Consider the following 19,653-nt stretch of genomic DNA (forward strand, 5'->3'; position numbering starts at 1 on the left):
GATTGCGGATTGGGGAATGCGGATTGCGGATTGATCCGACTCAACGCCGCAACGGCCTGGATCCGCATTCCGAAATCCCAAATCGGCAACCGAATCGATGATCATTCGAAAAGAGTACAAGTTCTACGCGGCGCACCGGAACGAGCAGCTGGCCGATAAGTGCCGCAACCTGCACGGCCACCGGTATGGGCTCGTGTGCCACTTCGAGGTCGAGCGGACCGGCGCGCTCACGACCCTGTTCGGCGAGTTCGACGAGAAGATCGAGCCGCACCTGAAGCAGCACTACGACCACGGGATGCTCATCAACAAGAGCGACCCGCTCTACGAGACACTCCGCGACCACGAGCGCCGCACCGGCGAGACTTTTCGATTCAAGGTGTTCGACGCGCCGACCACGGTCGAGAACCTCGCCTACTCGCTCTTCGGCGAGATCACCGAGATGGGCTTCCGCCTGGCGAAGATCGAGGTCCGCGAAACCGACACGTCGGTCATCGAGTACACCCGCGACGACTGGGTTGCCGACAACCGCGACGCGGGCCGGCTGTCAGGGGCTAGCGTCGGCCGGGGCTGAGGCCGGCGCCGGCTTCGAAAGAAGGGAGCCGCCGACCGGTCACGCAGGCTGCTCGGTTGGCAATTCGCTAATCGCTCGGTTCGCTTCGGCGGCGTAGTCCGGCCGTTCCGACGCGGAAGACAGGGGTCGCCGCCACACGACACGGCCGCCGGACACGAGCGCGAGCCCGCCCAGTTGGAAGCCATCGCCCTGCAACCGGCCCACGCCGTGGCCCTCGAGCAAGCACGCCTTCGCGCCGCGGGCGAGTTCTTTCCAGCCGAACAACTGCGACAAGCGGCCCCGCGGCAAGCCGAGCCAGCGGTAAAGGCGGCGGTGAGGGTCGGCCACTTGGGATACGCCGCCAAGGTCGTAGCGGCCGCTGGCCTTCGCCATCGCCGGGCCTTCCTCCCCCATGTGCACCACGACCAGCCGCGCGCCGGCCGCTTCGATCGGCGACTCCGCTTCCCTCAGATCGGCGACCGCCTCGCGTGCGAAGGTGCAGCCGGCGTGACGCAGCAGAACGAGGAACAGCGGCCGCTCGCGGGACAGCTCATCGAGCGTCGCCCCGCCAGGGGTTGTGCAGAACAACGCCAGCGGCGACCCGTCGTCTGCGATCGGTTCGGCGCGGGTCCTGGTCGCCATGGAAACCTCGAGCCGTCTTGTCGAAGGAGGACCGCTGCTCCTCGTTGCTTCTTCATCGGAGGCAATCGAAAGAGAACAAGATAAACCCCACTAGCTCACGAGGCCTTCAAGCCGGTATTCGGGGACGATTTCGCGGAGCTTGTCCAGGGCGCGGTTGGCTAGCTGGCGCACGCGCTCCTTGGAGATCCCCAGCCGCTCGCCCAGCCGGCTGTAGGAAGCTCGGGCGCCCGACCCGTCGAGGCCGAAGCGGTGCGTGAGGATGAACCGCTCGCGTTCGTCGAGCTCGCCGAGCATCTCATGCAGCGACTGGCTGAGCCGCTTCCAGCCGGCTTCGGTCATCTCGTCGGGGTCGCGCTCGGTTTCGGGGCAAGCCGAGAGCAACTCGTCGGTCCCGGTGGCGAAGCGTTGGGCGTGCTTCTTGCGATTCATCACCATCCGGTAGAGGTCGCGGCGGACGGCGCAGGTCGCGTAGGTGCTGAAGCGGTAGCCGCGGCTGTAGTCGAACTTTTCGACCGAGTGCATCAGCGAAGCCAACCCTTGACTCAGCAGGTCGTCGAACCCATTGCGGGAGTCGGCGAACTTCCGTGCGATCGACATCACGAGCCGCGTGTTAGCGCGGATCAGGTAGTTCCGCAGACGCTCGCTCCGCTGCAGGTAGTCCTCTGCCTCGGCGAGCTTCTCCGGGTCGGGATTCGACCGCGATAACCGGCTGCGGATCGCCGCGGCGCGGTGCTTACAGAAGTTCATCCGGCGGAACAGCTCTTGCTCCTCGTCGGGCGTGAGCAGCGGCGTCGAGCAGATCCGCGACAGGTGAGCCGGAAGCCCCGCCGATCCGGCCCCCTCGGCCCCTCGGCCATTGGTCTCAACCTGCTCCGCGAGCGGCGAGAGCTCGTCGGCCGAATCGCGGCGGCCGACGAAGGATTCGTTGGGAATAAAGTCGATCGCCGCGTCAAAGAACCGGTCGACCCGCCCCGCATCGACCCCCCTCACGCCCGCCCGGACGCGGGACCTCGCTGCTGCGGCGCCGGCGCGAGGTCGCTTCGGCTGCCGCTTGGATTTGTTCGAAGGGGTCTCCGACGCGGCAGGCCTGCTAACGGATCGTCGTCGGGGAGGGCGCGTGGTAGGCATCGCTCGGGTCCTGGGCCAGTAGCAGAGGGCAGGGTTCTGGCGGTTGAAGGGGATTTCCGTGCGAGATCGCAAAAGGCTCGAACGGCGGTCTTCGCCGCAGGGTCTTGAAACGGCCGCAACGTGCAAAACGTTCAAAACGTGCATAAGACAATACCGGCGTCGGCGCGGGTATGCAACGGAAAACATCCAAAACGTTCAGATTTGCTGCTAAGCTGGAGTTAGCCCGCTCCGAATCGCTCGCTGGGGTCTGCAGACGGGAAAGCGAGCCAGAACCACACGAACAGAAGCGACAGAGGCCCCACGAGCGACCCGCTACCCGTCCCCCAACCCGCTGCTACAGTCCGCTGGCTGGCAGGGCTCCCCCGCAGCCTTGACAGCCCGGCGAGTGGCTTCTCGAGGGTGTGGCTGTCGCGTCGTAGCGGTGCTACTACTTGGCTGAAAAATGAAGGAACTCCTTAGTCCGAAACAGGTTGCGACCTCGATCGGCGTGAGCGAATCGTCGCTCAAGCGTTGGTGCGACCAGGGAGTCATTACGACCGAGCGCACGCCCGGCGGCCACCGCCGCATCCGGGTGGGAGAGGTAATCCGCTTTCTTCGGCAGCAGAACCACCCGCTAGTACGGCCGGAGGTGCTGGGCCTGCCGTCGGGAGCCGGCGAGCGGCCGCAAGCGCTCGCGGAGGCTCGCGAAGCACTCTTCGAAGCCCTCACCCGGGGCGACAGCGAGCAAAGCCGCAGGCTCGTCATCGACAGCTTCCTCTCGGGCGGCAGCGTGGTCAGCATCTGCCAGGACCTAATCACCCCGGTGCTGCATTCCCTGGGCGACGAATGGGAGTGCGGCATGGTCGAAATCTTTCAGGAGCACCGCGCCTGCGAGATCGTCAACCGCTTGATGTACGACCTCCGATCGGTTTTGCCGCCCCCCGCGCCGGCCGCGCCGCTCGCCATGGGGGGCACCCCGCCGGGCGACGTGTACCGCATCGCCAATCTGATGGTCGAGTTGATCCTGGTCGACGAAGGCTGGGAGGCCGTTTCGCTCGGCAGCTCGCTGCCTTTCCCGACAATGGCCTCGGCGGCGCGGCAGCACGAGCCGAGGCTCTTCTGGATGAGCTTCACGCACGTCGAGGACCACGAGCGAACACGGCACGGCTTCCAAGAGTTCCTAGAAAACACGCCCGCTACGATGCGGGTTGCGATCGGCGGCCAGGGGGTCGTCGAGTCGTTGTCCGACCTGTGCGACGGGCAGCGGGTCTGCTGCTGCGGCGACCTGCACGAGTTCCGCTCGACGATCGAGGCCTGGCGCGCCGTCGATCCGGCGGACGAGTGATCGGCGTCCCGGTTCGCTTGCTCGCCCAAAGGCGTCCCGCGAGGCGCCGCCCACCCTTGGCGCTCGTGTGGTGTCGGGGCGACGATCCGGGGCTGAGCAAAACTCCCCCGGATCAACCTATTTCCCCAGGACGCTGCTGATGTCGTTGCTTGTCGTTGGATCGGTCGCTATCGACAACGTCGAAACCCCGAGTGACCGCCGCGACGAGTTGCTCGGCGGATCGGCGACCCACTTCTCGTACGCGGCCAGCTTCTTCACGCCCGTGCGGCTGGTGGGCGTGGTGGGCGAAGACTTCCCCCACGAACACATCGACTTCCTGTCGGAACGCGGCGTCGACACGGCCGGTCTCCACCGGGTGGCCGACGGCAAGACGTTCCGCTGGACGGGGCGGTACCTGCCGAACATGAACGACCGCGAGACGCTCGACGTGCAGCTCAACGTGTTCGGCGAGTTCGACCCGGTGCTGCCGACCAGCTACCGGGATTCGAAGTACGTGTTCCTCGCCAACGGCGTGCCCGCTGTCCAGGCGAAGGTGCTCGAGCAGTCCGAACAGCGGCAACTGGTCGTCGCCGACACGATGGACCTCTGGATCACGCAGCACCGGGACGACCTCGATCGGCTCATGCAAAAGCTGGACGGCCTGGTCCTGAACGACAGCGAGGCGAAGCTCCTCACCGGCGAACAGAACCTGGTCGCCGCCGGCGAGGCGGTGCTCGAGATGGGCCCGCGGTTCGCCATCGTCAAGAAGGGGGAACACGGCGCCATCTACTTCGGCCGCGAAGAGGGGGGCGGCATCGAGATCCAAATCCTGCCCGCTTACCCGACCCGCCACGTCATCGACCCGACCGGCGCCGGCGACAGCTTCGCCGGGGGATTCATGGGCTGCCTCGCCGAGGCCGGCCGGGTCGACGGCGCGACGATCAAGTCGGCGATGGCCTACGGGACGGTGGTCGCGAGCTTCAACGTCGAGGGGTTCGGCTTGGAGAGGATGAGCACGATCGGCCGCGACACGATCGACGAGCGGCTCCGCGAATACAAGCAGATGATGGCGTTCTGACCCGGGACAGCGCCCCGAACGAGGCGGGCCCTCCGCCTTCGGTTCCCGCCGACTCGCGCCGGACCCCGCTATGGCAAAGACCCGCACCTTCGTAGCGATCGAATCGGGCCCCGACCTCCAGCGGCGGGCCGAAGGGGTCGCCGACCGGTTGCGGCCGTACGCGCCGCGTGCGAGGTGGGTCGACCCGGACGACCTGCACCTGACGCTGCTCTTCCTGGGCGACCTCGACGATCGGGAGGTCGCGGAGGCCTGCAGCGCGGCCGATTGGGTCGCCAAGGCGAACGAGCCGTTCTCGCTCCGTGTGCACGGCGTCGGCGCGTTCCCGGCGCCGAGCCGGCCGCGGGCGATCTGGTTGGGCGTGAGCGATGGCCGCGACGCCGTGTGCCGCTTGCAGGCCGACCTGGACGACGCCATCGGCCACCTCGTGCAGAAGCGCGAGCGCCGCGGCTACGTGCCCCACTGGACCCTCGCGCGGATGGCGCGTGGCGGCCCCGTCCCGCGGCTCGACGCCGTGCTGCCGTCCCTCGCCGAACACGACGCCGGAGTGCAGGCCGTCGACGAGATCGTGGTGCTCGCCAGCGAGCTGCACCCGGAGGGACCGGACTACTACGCGCTCGCTAGGTGTCCACTGGGAGCGGGGGGATAATTGGCGGCGGCGGGAGGAAAACTATTGCGTGAACGGGCGAACACCGATAAGGTGTTTGTGCGTACACTAATCGCTGCGGACGGGCCGGCCGGCTGAGAGCGGCCGAGTCGACCCGCCCCGCGGCTTGTGAAACCCGCCGTTCGCCCCGATAAAGAGGGCCCCGGATTGCGCCGGGGTGGATCGCTATGGTCGCCACCGCTACGAAGCCTGCTAGCACGAAGCCCGCCACGAAGAACGGCGCCCCCACCGGATCGGACAACGCGATGGCGAAGAAGTCGACGAGCAAGAAGGCCGGCAAGCCCGCGAATGGCCAGCCCGATAAGAAGTCGGCCATGGACATGGTGCTAGAGAACAGCGACGAGCTGCGCCACACCGTGGCGGCGATCGAGAAGCAGTTCGGCGAGGGGGCGATCATGCCGCTGGGCGCCGAATCGGACCGCCGCATCGCGGGGATCTCGACGTCGAGCCTGTCGCTCGACATGGCCCTCGGCGGCCAGGGGATCCCGCAGGGACGGGTCATCGAGATCTTCGGTCCCGAGTCGAGCGGCAAGACGACCCTCGCGTTGCACGTGGTGGCCCAGGCCCAGCGCGGCGGCGGCATCGCCGCGTTCATCGACGCGGAGCACGCGCTCGACCCGAGCTGGGCGAAGAAGCTGGGCGTCGACCTCGAGACGCTGCTCGTGAGCCAGCCGTCGCACGGCGAGGAGGCGATGCACATCACCGAGATGCTGGTCAAGAGCAACGCGGTCGACGTGATCGTCATCGACTCGGTGGCGGCCCTGGTGCCCAAGAAAGAGCTCGACGGCGAGATCGGCGACTCGCACGTGGGCCTCCAGGCGCGGCTGATGAGCCAGACCATGCGGAAGCTCACCGGCGCGATCGCCAAGAGCAAGACCGCGGTCATCTTCATCAACCAGATCCGCGAGAAGGTGGGCGTGATGTTCGGCAGCCCCGAGACGACCCCCGGCGGCCGGGCGCTCAAGTTCTACGCGTCGTGCCGGATCGACGTGCGTCGCATCGGCCAGCTGAAAGACGGCGAGGAGGTCGTGGGCCAGCGGGTGCGGAGCAAGGTGGTCAAGAACAAGGTCGCCCCCCCGTTCCGGGTGGCCGAGTTCGACATGATGCACAAGGACGGCATCAGCTACGAAGGCGACTTGCTCGACCTGGGCACGGAGCAAAAGATCGTATCGCGGACCGGCGCGTGGCTGCGGTACGGCGAGATGCAACTCGGCCAGGGCCGAGAGAAGGCGCGGTTGTTCCTGAAAGAGAACCCCGAGATCGCCGAAGAGATCCGCCAGAAGGTGCTCGCGTCGGGCGGCTTTGACGACCTGCTCACCATCGACAAAGCAGCCGCCGCCGAGTCTGAGGACGAGCCGGACGGCTCGTTGTGACAACCGCTCCAGCGAATTCCGAGCCGCCAATTGTCTGCGAAACCGAGTGTGCGATTGCCGAGGGCCCGGGCGCCCCGTAGCCGGTGGCTTGTGGTCCTCGCGGCCGCCCTCGGACCGGCGCCCTGGTGGGCCGCTCCCTCGGCGGCGCAGCAGGCGGCGGCCGGCGGCCCGGGCGAAGCCGTCAAGAGTCTGGAGCAGGCGGTTGTCGGCGCGATCCAGCGCTGCGAGGCGAGCGTGGTGAGCATCTCGCTCCACAACCGCGGCGAGGTGCTGCTGTCGGACGGCGCCAGCGACGTGGCCCGGGCGCGGCAGCGGCTGCTCATGCAGCAGCAGCGGCAGCTGCCCGGCGCGCTGGGTGTGCTGAGCCGGCCCTTCGCGGCGCCGGTCCTCAGCGAAGGGGCCGGTGTGGTGATCGACCCCTCGGGGGTGATCCTCACGGAGTACAGCGTCGTGGACCTGGAGCAGACCCACGTGGTCACCACGGCCGACGGGCAGCGCTACGTCGCCCAAATCCGCGCGGCCGACCCGCGGAGCGGCCTCGCGGTGCTGGCGATCGAGCGCCGCCTGCCGGGCGATGGCCAGGCGACGGCCGGTGGCGGCCGAGCGGCCTCGCGCGAAGGGCCGATCAATCTGCCGGCGCTGCCGCTGGGCAAGGCCGAGGACCTCCGCAAGGGCCGGTTTGTGATCGCGATCGGCAACCCGTTCTCGATCGAGTCGGACGGGCAGCCGACGGCCAGTTGGGGGACGGTGACCAACACCGCGTTGAAGGTCCCTGAGGGAGAGAGCCTGGGCGACACGCCGCCGACCGACGGCGAGTACCAGACGACGCTGCACCACCACGGGTCGCTCATACAGACCGACGCGAAGCTCGGCTGGAACTCCGCGGGCGGGGCGCTCGTCACGCTCGACGGCGAACTCGTAGGGCTCACCACAACGGCCGCCGTGATCGCCGGGCACGAACAGCCCGCCGGCTACGCGATCCCGATAAACGAAGCGATGCGGCGGGTGATCGACACCCTCCGCGACGGCCGCGCCCCGGAGTACGGCTTGCTGGGGGTGACCTTCGACCCGGGGCCCGCCCAGAGCCCGCTCACCGGAGAAGTCGGAATCGCGGTACGCAACGCGTTCCGCGGCGGGCCGGCCGCCCGCGCGGGCCTGCGTTCGCAAGACCTGCTGCTGAGCGTCGACGGCCAGCGGGTCACCTCGCCCGACGCGTTGCAGCTAGCCGTCGGCAGCCGCGCGCCCGGCGCCACGACGACCGTCAAGTACGAGCGCAGCGGCGCCGTCGACGAGGCGGTCGTCGAGCTGGGCAAGGCCTATGTCGGCCAAGGCCAGATCGTTTCGCGCGACCCCCGTTCTTGGCGTGGCATCCAGGTCGACTACCCGACGGCCATCCCGCCGGAAGCGCTCGGCGTGGCGGCCGAGCAAGGTCAGATCGATCCGGACGGCTGCGTCGTCGTGGCGGACGTCGACGAGCAGAGCGACTCTTGGCGCCGCGGCATCCGCCCCTTCGTGTTCATCAGCCACGTGAACGGCGAGCGCGTGGACTCGCCGGGCGACTTCTACGAAGCGGTCCAGCGCGTCGAGGGCGGCGTCCGGCTGACCTTCACCAAGCCGCTCGCCGACACGCCCGAACCGGCGGACGCCGCCGAAGAGCCGCCCCAAGCACGCCGACGCACGCTGCAGCCGCCCCAGAGGGCTCCGGCGCAGCAATAGCGCCGAGCGACGCCGTTCCCCCGGCGGCCAACGCCCAGGGGGGCGCCGCGTCGAGCAACGGCGAGTCACGCCACAAGGTGTAGTCGGCCGCGTCGACCCGCCCATCGAGGTTGCCATCGGCGCGGAGGTCGAGCGTCGAGCCGTACGTGGCGGCGTAGACCGCGTAGTCTTGTGCGTCGACGTCCAGATCGCCGTCGTAGTCGGCCGCCAGGTCGAGAAAGAAAATCGAACCGGGCGAAGTCACGACCCCGTCGGCGATCGATATCCCGACCGAGCCCCCAACCGAAAGGTCATAAATCAGCCCCAGCGACACGACTTGGCCCGGCGAGAGCCCCGCGCTGCCGGTGGAGGTCGACGCCTCGGCCAGCGAGATCGGCAAGCCGGCGATTTCAAACCACGGGGCCATCGCGTCGACGCTCTGGTCGTCGTCCGCGTCGTAGTTGTCGGCGATCGACGCCCACAAGGCCGGCAGCAGAGCGCCGTCGGGGGAAGTGATTTGGTAGGCGTCGATCGGTTCGACGCTCGGTGCCGTGTTCTTCAGGAACGCCGCGCCGCGCGACGTATCGATCACTAGGCTGATCCCCTGGGCGCGCGCGGCTGCCGCCGACGCCCCGACCGCCGTGATCGCCAGCAGCACCGCCCGGACAGGCCGTCGCGCGCCGCTCTCCCGTTTGGTCGCCCCTTTCACACCCGCCTCCGGCGTCGGTTTTCTCCCGTTCCTGTCGGCACACGCAGCGCCCGAAGCGCGGCCTGCCGACGCCGTCAAACATAAGCGGCCCGGCTACCGGTCGCAACGAATCGGCAGGGCGGGGCCGCCGAGGGGCCGGACAACCGGCGCGAGCGGCCGGATCGGGCCACGCTCGCCCCGCGCCGGCGGGTCGTCGGCGCCGCGTTGACACCCCTCCGGACCCCGATAGGATGGCGGTGAAACCCGTTTCGCCGAAACGGTTTGGGACGGGGCCGCTTCACCGCCGGCTGTGATCGACGGCTGCCGGCGAGGCCTGCCGTGGAAGCGCCGAACCCTACTCTGAGGAACCTGTAGCCGATGCCCGCTCCCGTGACGCAGCTCGAACTCGCCCGCGAAGGTCAGATCACCCCGGCTATGGAGCGGGTCGCGCAGCGCGAAGGGCTGCCGGTCGAGCGTATCCGCGACGAGGTCGCTCGGGGCCGCATGGTGATCCCTGCGAACACCGTTCACCTGGCCGGATCGCTCGACCCGATGGCGATCGGCGTGGCGGCCAAGTGCAAGGTGAACGCGAACATCGGCAACTCGGCGGTCACCAGCGACATCGACGGCGAGCTCGAAAAGCTGCACACCGCCATCGGGTTCGGCGCCGACACGGTCATGGACCTGTCGACCGGCAAGAACATCGACGCGATCCGCCAAGCGATCATCGCCGAGTCGACCGTGCCGATCGGCACGGTGCCGATCTACCAGATGCTCGAGGAGCTGGGCGGCGAGATCGAGGACATGACGCCGCAGCACTTCCTCGACATGGTCGAGCACCAGGCGAAGCAAGGGGTCGACTACATGACGATCCACTGCGGCCTGCTGCTGGAGCACCTGCACCTGACGATGAACCGTGTCACGGGCATCGTCAGCCGCGGCGGGTCGCTGGTGGCCAAGTGGATGATGTCCCACCGCAAGCAGAACCCGCTGTACGAGGCCTTCGACGACCTCTGCGACATCATGCGGCAGTACGACGTCACCTGGAGCCTGGGCGACGGCCTGCGGCCCGGCTCCATCGCCGACGCGAGCGACGACGCGCAGTTCGCCGAGCTCGAGGTCCTCGGCGAATTAACGAAGCGCGGCCGCGAGCGCGGCACGCAGGTCATGGTCGAGGGCCCCGGCCACGTGCCGATGGACCAGATCCAGATGAACATCCAGCGGCAGGCGGAGGTCTGCGACGGCGCGCCGTTCTACGTGCTCGGCCCGCTGGTGACCGACATCGCCCCCGGCTACGACCACATCACCAGCGGCATCGGCGCGGCGCTGGCCGGCTGGTACGGCGCGGCGATGCTCTGCTACGTGACTCCCAAGGAGCACCTCGGCTTGCCCGAGAAGGAAGACGTCAAGCAGGGAATGATCGCCTACAAGATCGCCGCCCACGCGGCCGACGTGGCCCGCAAGCGGCCCGGCGCACAGGACCGCGACGACGCGCTCTCCAAGGCCCGCTTCGAGTTCGACTGGAACGAGCAGTTCCGCCTGGCGCTCGACCCCGAAACGGCCCGCGCGTACCACGACCAGACCCTGCCCCAAGAGACCTTCAAGAGCGCCCACTTCTGTAGCATGTGCGGGCCAAAGTACTGCTCGATGAAGATCACCCAAGACATCCGAAAGATGGCCGAACAGGGCGACCTGGTCCAAATCGGCGAACCGGTCACGGCGGAGTGACCGGCAGCGGGCGGACAGAGGAGCGGCACACCCCAACCCACAAGGCAATCGCGATGAAGCACTGGATCACTCTCGTGGCGCTGCTGGCGCTGGTCGGCTGCGAGCCGCAAGACGGCGCGAACGAGCCGGCCGGCACGGCGCCCCCGGCCGCGCCGGCGGAAACCGACGAGGCCGGCGAGATGCCCGAAGAGGGCGCCGCGACCCCCGCGGCGGACGACGGCGCCGCCGTCGACGCCAACAGCGCGCTGCAGACGGTTTCCTACACCGCGGGCGAGGCGGCCGGCGACGGATCGGTCGTCGAGCTGAAGGCCCCCGGCATGCACTGCGAGATGTGCGCGGCGAGCGTCGTCAAGGCGCTCGACGGCAAGCCCGGCGTGGTCGAGGTCAAGGCCGACCCGTCGACGAAGCTCGTGTCGCTGACGGTCGACCGGTCGCAATTCGACCGCGACGCGGCCATCGAGGCGATCAACGAGACCGGCTTCGGCGAAGACTCCGACGAGGGCTGAGCCCCACACGGCTCCACGTCTAAAGCACCACGAAATCGGCGCGGCCGCCCGACCCCGGGCCCGCGCCGATTTTTATGCGCGCTGGGCAGTGGGACAGGGCGCGGGCGATCCCACACGGGCGAAGTGATGCTGAAAGCCACTGAGCACGACGAAGCTTGGGCAGCAGATGCCGCCGCCACCTCCGCCGAGGTGAGCGGCGCCGACGCGGTGGCCTAGCAAACCCGGAAACTGGCTCAGCGTTCCCCAGTCGGAGGCTGCGTATCCTCAGAGGTCGTCACGACCTCAGCAGATTTGGCCTTGCTCTTCGGCGCCGCGGCCGATGCACCCGCCGCAGCTCGGCGGTTCTCCGCTGATGCGGACGACGCCTGTTGATGCCAGAGGCAAGAGCTTGCCACTGCGGCTCATTCGGGACCTTTGCTGTCCCGGCTGAAGATCAGCGGACCTGATGAGCAGGGCGTTGCCGCAACGCGTTGATGAGACAAATCAGACCGACGACCGCGATGCCCTCGGGCTCCGGAACCGCGGTCGAATCTGCCGGGACGCCGAGGGTTCCGAAGTTCGCCGTCCAGGCGAGGTAGTCCGATGACGAGACCCGGCCGTCTCCGTCGCCATCGGCGGACGTAAACGGCGTCACCTGTTCATCAAGGTTGTCGCGCCACACGGAGTAATCGGCCGCGTCGACGGCGCCGTCGTTGTTGTAGTCGGCCGCGTTGAAGACGCTTGCCACTCCGGTCAGCAGCACTTGATTCTTCGTGGTGTCGATCGAGACCACGGCGCTCGTGAGGTCCCAGTCGGGCGCCCCCGTGCCGTCGATGGCCCAAACCGGGTTGGTCGGATCGACTTGTGTGGATGGGTACTCGAAGAGCACGAATTCGTCTGTCAGTGACGGCGAGCCGCCGAGTTGGACCACTCGGAGCGTCGCGGTAGAGGGCATCCAGAGCGTGTCGGTGGTCACGATCGAGTCGCTCTCGGCGCCGTCGAACTCCCACTCGTACACGGCGCCGTCCTCGAGCAGCAACCGCTCAACGGTGAGCGTGCCCGGGCTCGCGCCCGGCGAGACGACGCCGTCGGCGCCGATTACGACGTCGCCGGGAACGAAACCGCCGCCCCCGAGCGCTGCGCCGCCGGCAAAGGTGGCTGGGCCCGAAGGTGAGAGGAACTCACCATCGACTTGAAGCGAACTCCCCGCGCCCGTTTGGGTGTACACGCCGGACACCGTTAGCGTGCCCCCGGCGCCGATCACTAAGCTTCCGCTGTTGGCGAGGTCGCCCACGGTCGTGAAGTCGCGGCCCTCGGCGATCTCGAACACGCCGCGATTGTCGTCGAGCGGGCCGATCGCCGCGAAGGTGGACGCCGGGCCGAACAACCGGACCGCGGCGTTGTTGACCGTGATCGTCTTTGCACCGAAGTCGAGAGTCGCCCCGTCGCGGACGATCCACTCGCCACCGTTGAGCGTGGTCCCCGAGTGATTGTCGACGGTCCCGACGAGCGTGACGCTCGATGCGGCAACGTCAATGGTCCCATCGTTGGCGATCCGGTCGATCGTCGCGGCAGCGCCGTTGTTCTGCACGACGCCGCCGGGCGAGTTCTCCAGGCGGACTATGTTGCGCGGCGCGACCAAGTCGATCGTGAGCAGGCCCTCGTTGCGGACCCGCGCGGCGGTCACCGAGCCCGTGCCGACGGCGCCGTCGTTCCACGTGAGCGCGCCACGGTTAACGAGGGTCGTTCCAACGGCCTTTACGGCGGGGCCGCTGATGACGCCCTGGCCGGTGAGGACCGGCTGTCCGGCGGAGTTGCCGAACCCGCCGCCCGTCCAGGTGATCTGGTCGAAAACGAACTCAGTCGCGACGTGGACCTCGCCAGCGCTAATCGCCAACGTGTCAGTGGTTGCGGGCGACGGGGTGTTGAAGGTGACCAACCCGCCGTTCACCGTCGTCGTGTCGACGTCGTAGGCGCCGTTAAGCGAGATTGTCCCCGTCAACGAGCGGAACTCCTGCCCGGTGACCGAGCCGTTGAGTTTGTGGTCGGCGCCGAATCCGACGGCCGACTCGAGCACGCCGTCGGTGATCACGAAGTCGCCGTCGCTGCCGTTGTTGCGGTCACGCGCGACTCGGAGCGTGCCGCCGCCGGTGATCTCGACCAGCCCGTCGTTTTCGAAACCGGCGGTCGGTCCGAGGATCGCCCGGGCTGCGGTCGTGTGCCGTATCACGCCGGTCGAGGTGTTCAGCGCATGGTAGAGCGACCGTTCGGCGGCGAGCTCGATCAGCAGCGTCCCCTCGTTGCGGAACAGGCCCTGCGAGCTCTGCGAAAAGTCGCCGTCACGCCAGGTCACCTCGCCCTGGTTCACGAACTGGCCGGTGAGTTTCTTCTGCGCCGGCGTATCGACGACCGCCGATGTCGTCAGCGTGGTTTGGCCCGCCGCATTGACGAATCCGCCGCCGTTCCAGTTGAGCTGGTCCACGATGAGCATCGTCTCGACCTTGAGGTCGCCCGAGTGGATTGTGAGCGTGTCGGTCGTCGCGGGCGACGGGGTGTTGAAGGTGACGACGCTCGCCGCGATCGAGGTCGTATCGACGTCGTAGGCGCCGTTGAACGAGATGGTCCCCGTGAGCGAGCGGAACTCCTGTCCGGTGACAGAGCCGTTGAACTTGTGGTCGGCGCCGAAGCCGACGGCCGACTCGAACACGCCGTTGGCGATCACGAAGTCGCCGTCGCTGCCGTTGTTTCGGTCGCGCGCGACCCGGAGCGTGCCGCCGCCGGTGATTTCCACCAGCCCGTCGTTTTCGAAACCGGTGTTCGGGCCGAGAGTTGCGCGCGCCGTCCCGGTGTGGCGGATGACCCCGGTCGCGATGTTTGTGACGTACCAGAACGAATGGTCTTCGGTCAGCTCGATGAGGAACTCGCCTTCGTTGACGAAGCCTTGCCCCGCGAACTGGCCGACCACGTTGCCGTCGACCCATGTCGCGGTCCCCTGGTTCACCAAACCGGGGCCCGTGTCAACTTGCCCGTCGGTATCGATCGTGCTCTCACCCGTGGTCGTCAGGACGTTCGGTCCGGTCAGGTTTCCGGCGTTCCAGAAGAGGTCCTCGACGACAACAGTCTGGTTGAGCGTCAACGCGCTGCCAGCGTTGTTCAGCGTCAGGCGGCTGAGCGTCACCGGCACGTCGACATCGACGGTTCCGGCGTTGATGATCGCGTGAAACTTCAGCGGTCCGTCGTTGTTGGGAATACGAAGCAGGTCCCAGTTCAAGAGCGAGTTCCAATTCGAGTTCCCGCCGATCCAGAAGACCTGCTGCGGCTCGCGGACGAACTCGGAGAAGACAATGTGGTTCGGGTCGAAGGGGCTGGTCGCGCCGTAGTCGATCTGGGCCGAGGCCAGGCCGCCGTCGAACAACACGCGGTCGCCCGGCGCGACGTTCGCGAACTGGCCGCTCAGGCCGCCCGACGTGAGCAGCACGAGTTGGTCGTTGATGCTCAGGGTGTTCTCGACGTAATCGACGAGCTGCAGGTCGAGGTCGCCGTCGAGCGTCACCGATCCCGTCGCGACGACGCGATCGAACCCGGGGTTGAGCACGTTTTGGTTCGTGATTTCGATAAGAAGGTCGGCGGTTGGGCCGTAGGCGATCGAGCCGGCGTCGGTAAAAGCGATCCCGTCGCCCGGCGAGTGGGTCCCCTCGATCAGGACGTTGTCGAGGAGCCCGCCGCCTTCGATCCAGCCGGTCAGCGCGATCGGCATCGCGGGACTTGTGCCGGTGATCGGCGCCGAGATCTGGGTCGGCGTGGCGGGGTCGTTCGGAGTGATGATCGTCCCGTCGCCGACCGCGGCGCCGTTGAGTTCGAACGTCGGAGTGTCGAGCACGCCGCCGGCAAGTGTCAGCACGCCGCCCGGGTCGATCGTCACGTTGGGGGCCGATACCGTCGCTGCCGCGTCGACGCGCAGTTCGCCGCCCGCCGCGACCGGGATTGGGACCGTGGCGACTAGGTCGGCTCGGGCGTCGAGCACGCCGAGCACTTGGAAGGCGACATCGTCGATCCCCGCTGCGGCGGTCTCGACCCGAAGCGTCGCACCCGGCTCGACGGTCAACGATCCTGCGCCGTCGGTTGTCGAGCCAGCAATCGTCGCGTCCGAGAGCGTGGTGACGCCGCTGCTGATGCGGACCTGTTTGCCGGCTCCGAATCGGATTGCGGCGCCGGTGGAAGACACGATCTGCGCCGGCAGGGACGGGCTAGCCTCCTCGAAGACCACGTCTCCGCTTCCGAGCCACTCGCCACCGACCGCGTTGAGGCGAGCCCCGCGGAACACCGCGAAAGCGTCGTAGGTGAAGGGTCCCTCGATTGTGAGGGTCCCCCCCTCTTCTACTCGCAGCGTGGTGTCGGTGAACGTGGGCGAGTCGGTGAGCCGCAGCGACGCCCCCTGGGCCACAACGACTTGGTCAAAATCCGTGCTCGGACCGACGATCTGCCCGCCGCGGAGCGTCACGTCGGCCGGGAGTCCCGATTGCTCGAAACGCAGCTCCGAAGCCGCCTCGAGCGTGATCACGCCGTTGCGGTTGTCGATCGTGGTCGTAACCGGAGTCGGGCTGTCGGTCTCTTCGGTCCGAAACACCAGCCGCGAGTCGTTCCTGAGCATCAGCTCCCCGTTGTTCACCAGCGTAAAGTCCTGCCAGGTCGCTCCCCCGACCGGGGAGAGCGGGTTGTCGGTTTGAAAGACCGTCGTGGTGGCAAACTGCCCGAGCCGCACCAGGCCGTCGTTCACCAGCGTCACGCCCCCTGATCCTGAACCGTACACGAAGCTCTCCGCGAACTCGCCCAGCAGCAGCGTCTGGTCCATCCCGACTGTTAGTGATGCGCCGCCGTCGATTTCGATCCGAGGATCGACACCTCTTGACTCGGTCACCCCCGAGCCGTTCAAGATCGCGTCGCCGAGGAAGCGGAGCATCGCGCCGTCGGCCCGCACCAAGCCGTTGTTCGTCACTTCGCCGTCGATGGTGAGCGTCGCTCCCGGTTCTACTCGCAGCGTGGTGTCGGTGAACGTGGGCGAGTCGGTGAGCCGCAGCGACGCCCCCTGGGCCACAACGACTTGGTCAAAATCCGTGCTCGGACCGACGATCTGCCCGCCGCGGAGCGTCACGTCGGCCGGGAATCCCGATTGCTCGAAACGCAGCTCCGAAGCCGCCTCGAGCGTGATCAGGCCGTTGCGGTTGTCGATCGTCGTCGTAACCGGCGTCGTGCTGTCGACCAGATTGGCAAAAAACACCATCTCGGAGTCGTTCTTGAGCAGCAACTCGCCGTTGTTCACTAGCGTAAAGTCTTGCAAGGTGGCGTCCGGTATCCCCCCGTTGTCGAACTGCGTGACGTAGAAGTCGTCGAAAATGCCTACCTGTATCAGGCCGTCGTTCACCAGCGTCACCCCGCCCGAGCCGGAGCCATACAAGAAGTTCACGTTTGGCGAATCGAACAGGAGCGATTGATCGACTCCTACGGTCAACGAACCGCCGCCCGCCAACTCCATGAATACGGGGCCGTTCCCGGCTTCGGTCACTGCTTCAGTCGTCCCTGTCCCGCTCAGCGTCGCGTCGCCGAGGAAGCGGAGCATCGCGCCGTCGGCCCGCACCAAGCCGTTGTTCGTCACTTCGCCGTCGATGGTGAGCAGGCCACCACTGTAAGAGCGGTAGGTCATTCCCGCGTCGACCATGAATCCGTCGGATAGCGCATAGGTTGACTGTTGGCCGATCGCGATGTCGGCCGACTGCAGCGTCACCTCGGCGCCGAGAGTCAGCAGGGCGCCGTCCTCCACCGCGATTGTCGCGCCGTCGATCACCGCGGCGCCGTTGATCAGCAAGTTCCCCCCCGAGGAGCGCACAGCGCCGTCGCCCGTGATGAGCCCGCCTTGCAGCACGACTGCACTAGTGAAGTTGGGTTGGTCGAAGACCAACTCCGCGCGAGCGTTGAGCGTGATGACGCCGCCCACGTTGTCGACCGCGGTGACCGGCGTCGATGCGGTCGACGAGTCGTTGAGCAGCGTGAGCCGCGAGCCGCTATCCAGCACCAACTCGCTGCGGTTCTCCAGCGTGAAATCCTGCAACGTCGCCGCGGCGATCGGGGAGGCTGCGTTATCCGACTGCAGCACGGTGGCCCGCCCGTTCACGCCGACGCGCAAGAGACCCTCGTTTACCAACGCCAAGCCCCCCGAGCCGGTCCCGTAGAGGTAGCCGTCGTCTGGCGTATCGAAAAACAGTGTCTGGTCGGCGCCTACGGTCAGCGAACCGCCGCCCGGTAGCTCGATGCGGGGCGCGACTCCGAGACCACCGGCAGAGTCCAGCGCGGTCGTGCCGGCGCCGTTGAGGATTGTGTCGCCTACGACGCGGAGTGTCGCCCGCTCGGCCCGGAGCACACCATCGTTTGTGATTGCGGGACCGATCGTGACGATGCCTCCGTTTGTCGACCGGTACGCTGACCCGGCGCCGATCGCGAAGCCGGACGGGATGTCACTGGCCGACCCGCTCGACACCTCGACGTCGGCCGACTGCAGCGTCAAGCTGGCGCCCAGCGACAGCGACGCTCCGTTGAACGCTTGGACCGATACGCCGTCGATCACTGCCGCGCCGTTCACTATCAGGTCGGCGCCGTCCGCACGCAGAGTTCCGCCCCCCTCGATCGAGCCCCCTTCGACGACGAGTCCGCCTTCGCTGACAACGAGGCTCGAAAGAGATTGGATGTTGAGCACGCCGGATGAGTTGTTGATCGTCAGCGACTGGCTGACGCCCGGAGCGTCGTCGAAACTGATGATTGGGTTCGCCAGCGTCGCGGTTCGGAGTTCTCCGAAGTTGGTGATCTGTTGGCTGTTGCCGGCGCCCATCAGCGGTCCGTTAAGCACGGCGACCAAGCTAGGCGAGATAGCCAGCCCCGAGTCACCGACGAACGATGTCGCGCCGTCCAACTGAAGCATGGCCCCAGAGTTGCCCGCCAACGTGACATTCGACCCGATCGAGATGTCGTTTAAGATCGACGACTCGACGGTCTCGGACCGCATGACGAGAGAGTTCCGCAGCTCGACTCCGTTCAGGAGGGCCGACGCGTCGCTGAGGAGCACCTGCACGCCATCGATCACACCGCCGGTGACACGGGCCTGCTCAAGGAGCTCAAGCTTGGCGTCTTCGAAACTCGTTCCGGTCACGCTGCCCGAAAGCGCGAGGCGCACCTCTTCGAGCAGGAGGCTGGACGAGTCTTCCAGCACGACGTCGTCTACTGTGAGGGTGCGGACGCCGGTGTCGGACTGAAAAACGAAACCGACGTTCTGGACGACCGTGACCGTATCGACAGCGCCATCAATTGTGAAATTCGCGCGGGCGGCGTCCTCGAACGTGACGGTGTCCCCAACGGTCGGCGCCGAGGTCGCTGCGAACCAACTGTTCGGGTCGTCAAAGTCACCCAGCGCTACACCCGGGTTCCAGACGAAGTCAGTCGCCTTAGTGGGGGCGTGAGCCGTCGCGAAGCTGATCGCGGCAGCCCACCAGAACATGCGGAGGCAGGTCGACTTATGAAGGGATCGCACTTCCTTCATCTCCCTAAGGCTGGTGAGAACGCCAGCGACGTCTCTCGGGAGTCGGACGAGTTATTCGGCAGGGTGACACCGTAACCAACACACGGCTGGCTGTCACACCTGCCGATTCGACTCCAGACGCACCGAACGCCATCCGGTGGGAGCAGAAGTCGCCCGCGATTCGCTTCTGGAACCGCTTCGATCCCCTGCAGGGCCTCCGGTGATCTGTAAGACGGCTACGTGCTCTGCTGGACCGATTGGGCACGCGGTTGGACCAACACCGGCGGCTTAGCCCGGCTGCGAATTCGCAGCGGTCTCTTGGCAGCAGGGACACCTCCGGCAGTTTCGGAAGACTGCTGGGAGATCCAGGAAGTGTGGCTGCCTAGCTCCCCTCGGTAGACATCACCTCGGCGACGTTCAACCGGTGGCAACGCGTAGCTGCTCTCCCGAAACGGGCCGCACGATCGCGATTCGCGATGGTCGGCCCTTGCCGTTGAGCGATCGCTCGCATCGCACGAGCCGCGCGCGGCCGCCCCTCGGTGGCTAATTCTCCACCTGTCACAAACCGGGCGTGCGACAATCGCCGGGTTTCGGCCCGCCGGGTTTCGGGCCGACCTTGCGCGTCGGCCGGCGAGGGGTTTCGTTACAGTTGGGGGTCGGCGTGTAACGCTTCGCTAAGTCGCCTGGGCGCAACGACTTAACCCCCGTTTTGCAACGTTTTTGCGGACAAACACGATTTTCAGACTGTCGCGTTT

General features: G+C 67.1%; 12 protein-coding genes. 8 read left to right on the forward strand and 4 right to left on the reverse strand.

The genetic code is table 11. From position 1 onward, the window contains the following. Positions 1-97: 97 nt before the first annotated feature. The gene (locus tag RIC11_RS17810; protein ID WP_350213621.1) at positions 98-571 is read left to right on the forward strand and encodes a 6-pyruvoyl trahydropterin synthase family protein; all 474 of its coding nucleotides are present in this window, start codon (positions 98-100) and stop codon (positions 569-571) included. A gap of 39 nt (positions 572-610) precedes the next feature. Here RIC11_RS17810 and RIC11_RS17815 read toward each other — a convergent pair whose 3' ends face one another. Continuing rightward, positions 611-1,192: an AhpC/TSA family protein gene (locus tag RIC11_RS17815; protein ID WP_350213622.1), complete on the reverse strand. Its 582-nt coding sequence runs from the start codon at positions 1,190-1,192 to the stop codon at positions 611-613. Between the two features lie 90 nt (positions 1,193-1,282). After that, on the reverse strand, positions 1,283-2,182 hold the full coding sequence (locus RIC11_RS17820) for a sigma-70 family RNA polymerase sigma factor (RefSeq protein WP_350213623.1): 900 nt from the start codon (positions 2,180-2,182) through the stop codon (positions 1,283-1,285). Between the two features lie 580 nt (positions 2,183-2,762). On the opposite strand from RIC11_RS17820, the gene RIC11_RS17825 reads away from it, so the two are divergent. The 5 genes from RIC11_RS17825 (at position 2,763) to RIC11_RS17845 (ending at position 8,454) form a co-directional block, all read left to right on the forward strand. Next, complete coding sequence (locus tag RIC11_RS17825; protein WP_350213624.1) at positions 2,763-3,644, forward strand: B12-binding domain-containing protein; 882 nt, start codon at positions 2,763-2,765, stop codon at positions 3,642-3,644. 139 nt (positions 3,645-3,783) lie between these two features. After that, the gene (locus tag RIC11_RS17830; RefSeq protein ID WP_350213625.1) at positions 3,784-4,701 is read left to right on the forward strand and encodes a PfkB family carbohydrate kinase; all 918 of its coding nucleotides are present in this window, start codon (positions 3,784-3,786) and stop codon (positions 4,699-4,701) included. 70 nt (positions 4,702-4,771) lie between these two features. After that, positions 4,772-5,347 carry an RNA 2',3'-cyclic phosphodiesterase gene (thpR, locus tag RIC11_RS17835; protein ID WP_350213626.1) on the forward strand — a complete coding sequence of 192 codons (576 nt, stop codon included), beginning with the start codon at positions 4,772-4,774 and terminating at the stop codon, positions 5,345-5,347. 263 nt (positions 5,348-5,610) lie between these two features. Next, positions 5,611-6,738, forward strand: coding sequence for a recombinase RecA (gene recA, locus RIC11_RS17840; protein ID WP_502879401.1), 1,128 nt, complete (start codon positions 5,611-5,613; stop codon positions 6,736-6,738). A gap of 90 nt (positions 6,739-6,828) precedes the next feature. Then, positions 6,829-8,454, forward strand: coding sequence for a S1C family serine protease (locus RIC11_RS17845; RefSeq protein WP_350213627.1), 1,626 nt, complete (start codon positions 6,829-6,831; stop codon positions 8,452-8,454). On the opposite strand, the gene RIC11_RS17850 is transcribed toward RIC11_RS17845, so the two are convergent. After that, entirely contained in the window at positions 8,345-9,142 is a 798-nt protein-coding gene (locus RIC11_RS17850) for a hypothetical protein (protein WP_350213628.1), read from the reverse strand. The genes RIC11_RS17845 and RIC11_RS17850 overlap by 110 nt on opposite strands. Before the next feature lie 369 nt (positions 9,143-9,511). Between RIC11_RS17850 and thiC the strand changes: the two genes are divergently transcribed. Together thiC and RIC11_RS17860 are read left to right on the forward strand one after the other, a co-directional pair. Continuing rightward, the gene (gene thiC, locus RIC11_RS17855) at positions 9,512-10,849 is read left to right on the forward strand and encodes a phosphomethylpyrimidine synthase ThiC (protein ID WP_502879402.1); all 1,338 of its coding nucleotides are present in this window, start codon (positions 9,512-9,514) and stop codon (positions 10,847-10,849) included. A 53-nt stretch (positions 10,850-10,902) separates the two neighbouring features. Next, the gene (locus tag RIC11_RS17860; RefSeq protein WP_350213630.1) at positions 10,903-11,355 is read left to right on the forward strand and encodes a heavy-metal-associated domain-containing protein; all 453 of its coding nucleotides are present in this window, start codon (positions 10,903-10,905) and stop codon (positions 11,353-11,355) included. A 433-nt stretch (positions 11,356-11,788) separates the two neighbouring features. On the opposite strand, the gene RIC11_RS17865 is transcribed toward RIC11_RS17860, so the two are convergent. Further along, entirely contained in the window at positions 11,789-18,910 is a 7,122-nt protein-coding gene (locus RIC11_RS17865) for a beta strand repeat-containing protein (RefSeq protein ID WP_350213631.1), read from the reverse strand. Positions 18,911-19,653: the final 743 nt, after the last annotated feature.

It is taken from the genome of Botrimarina sp., assembly GCF_040219535.1.
GTDB lineage: Bacteria > Planctomycetota > Planctomycetia > Pirellulales > Lacipirellulaceae > Botrimarina.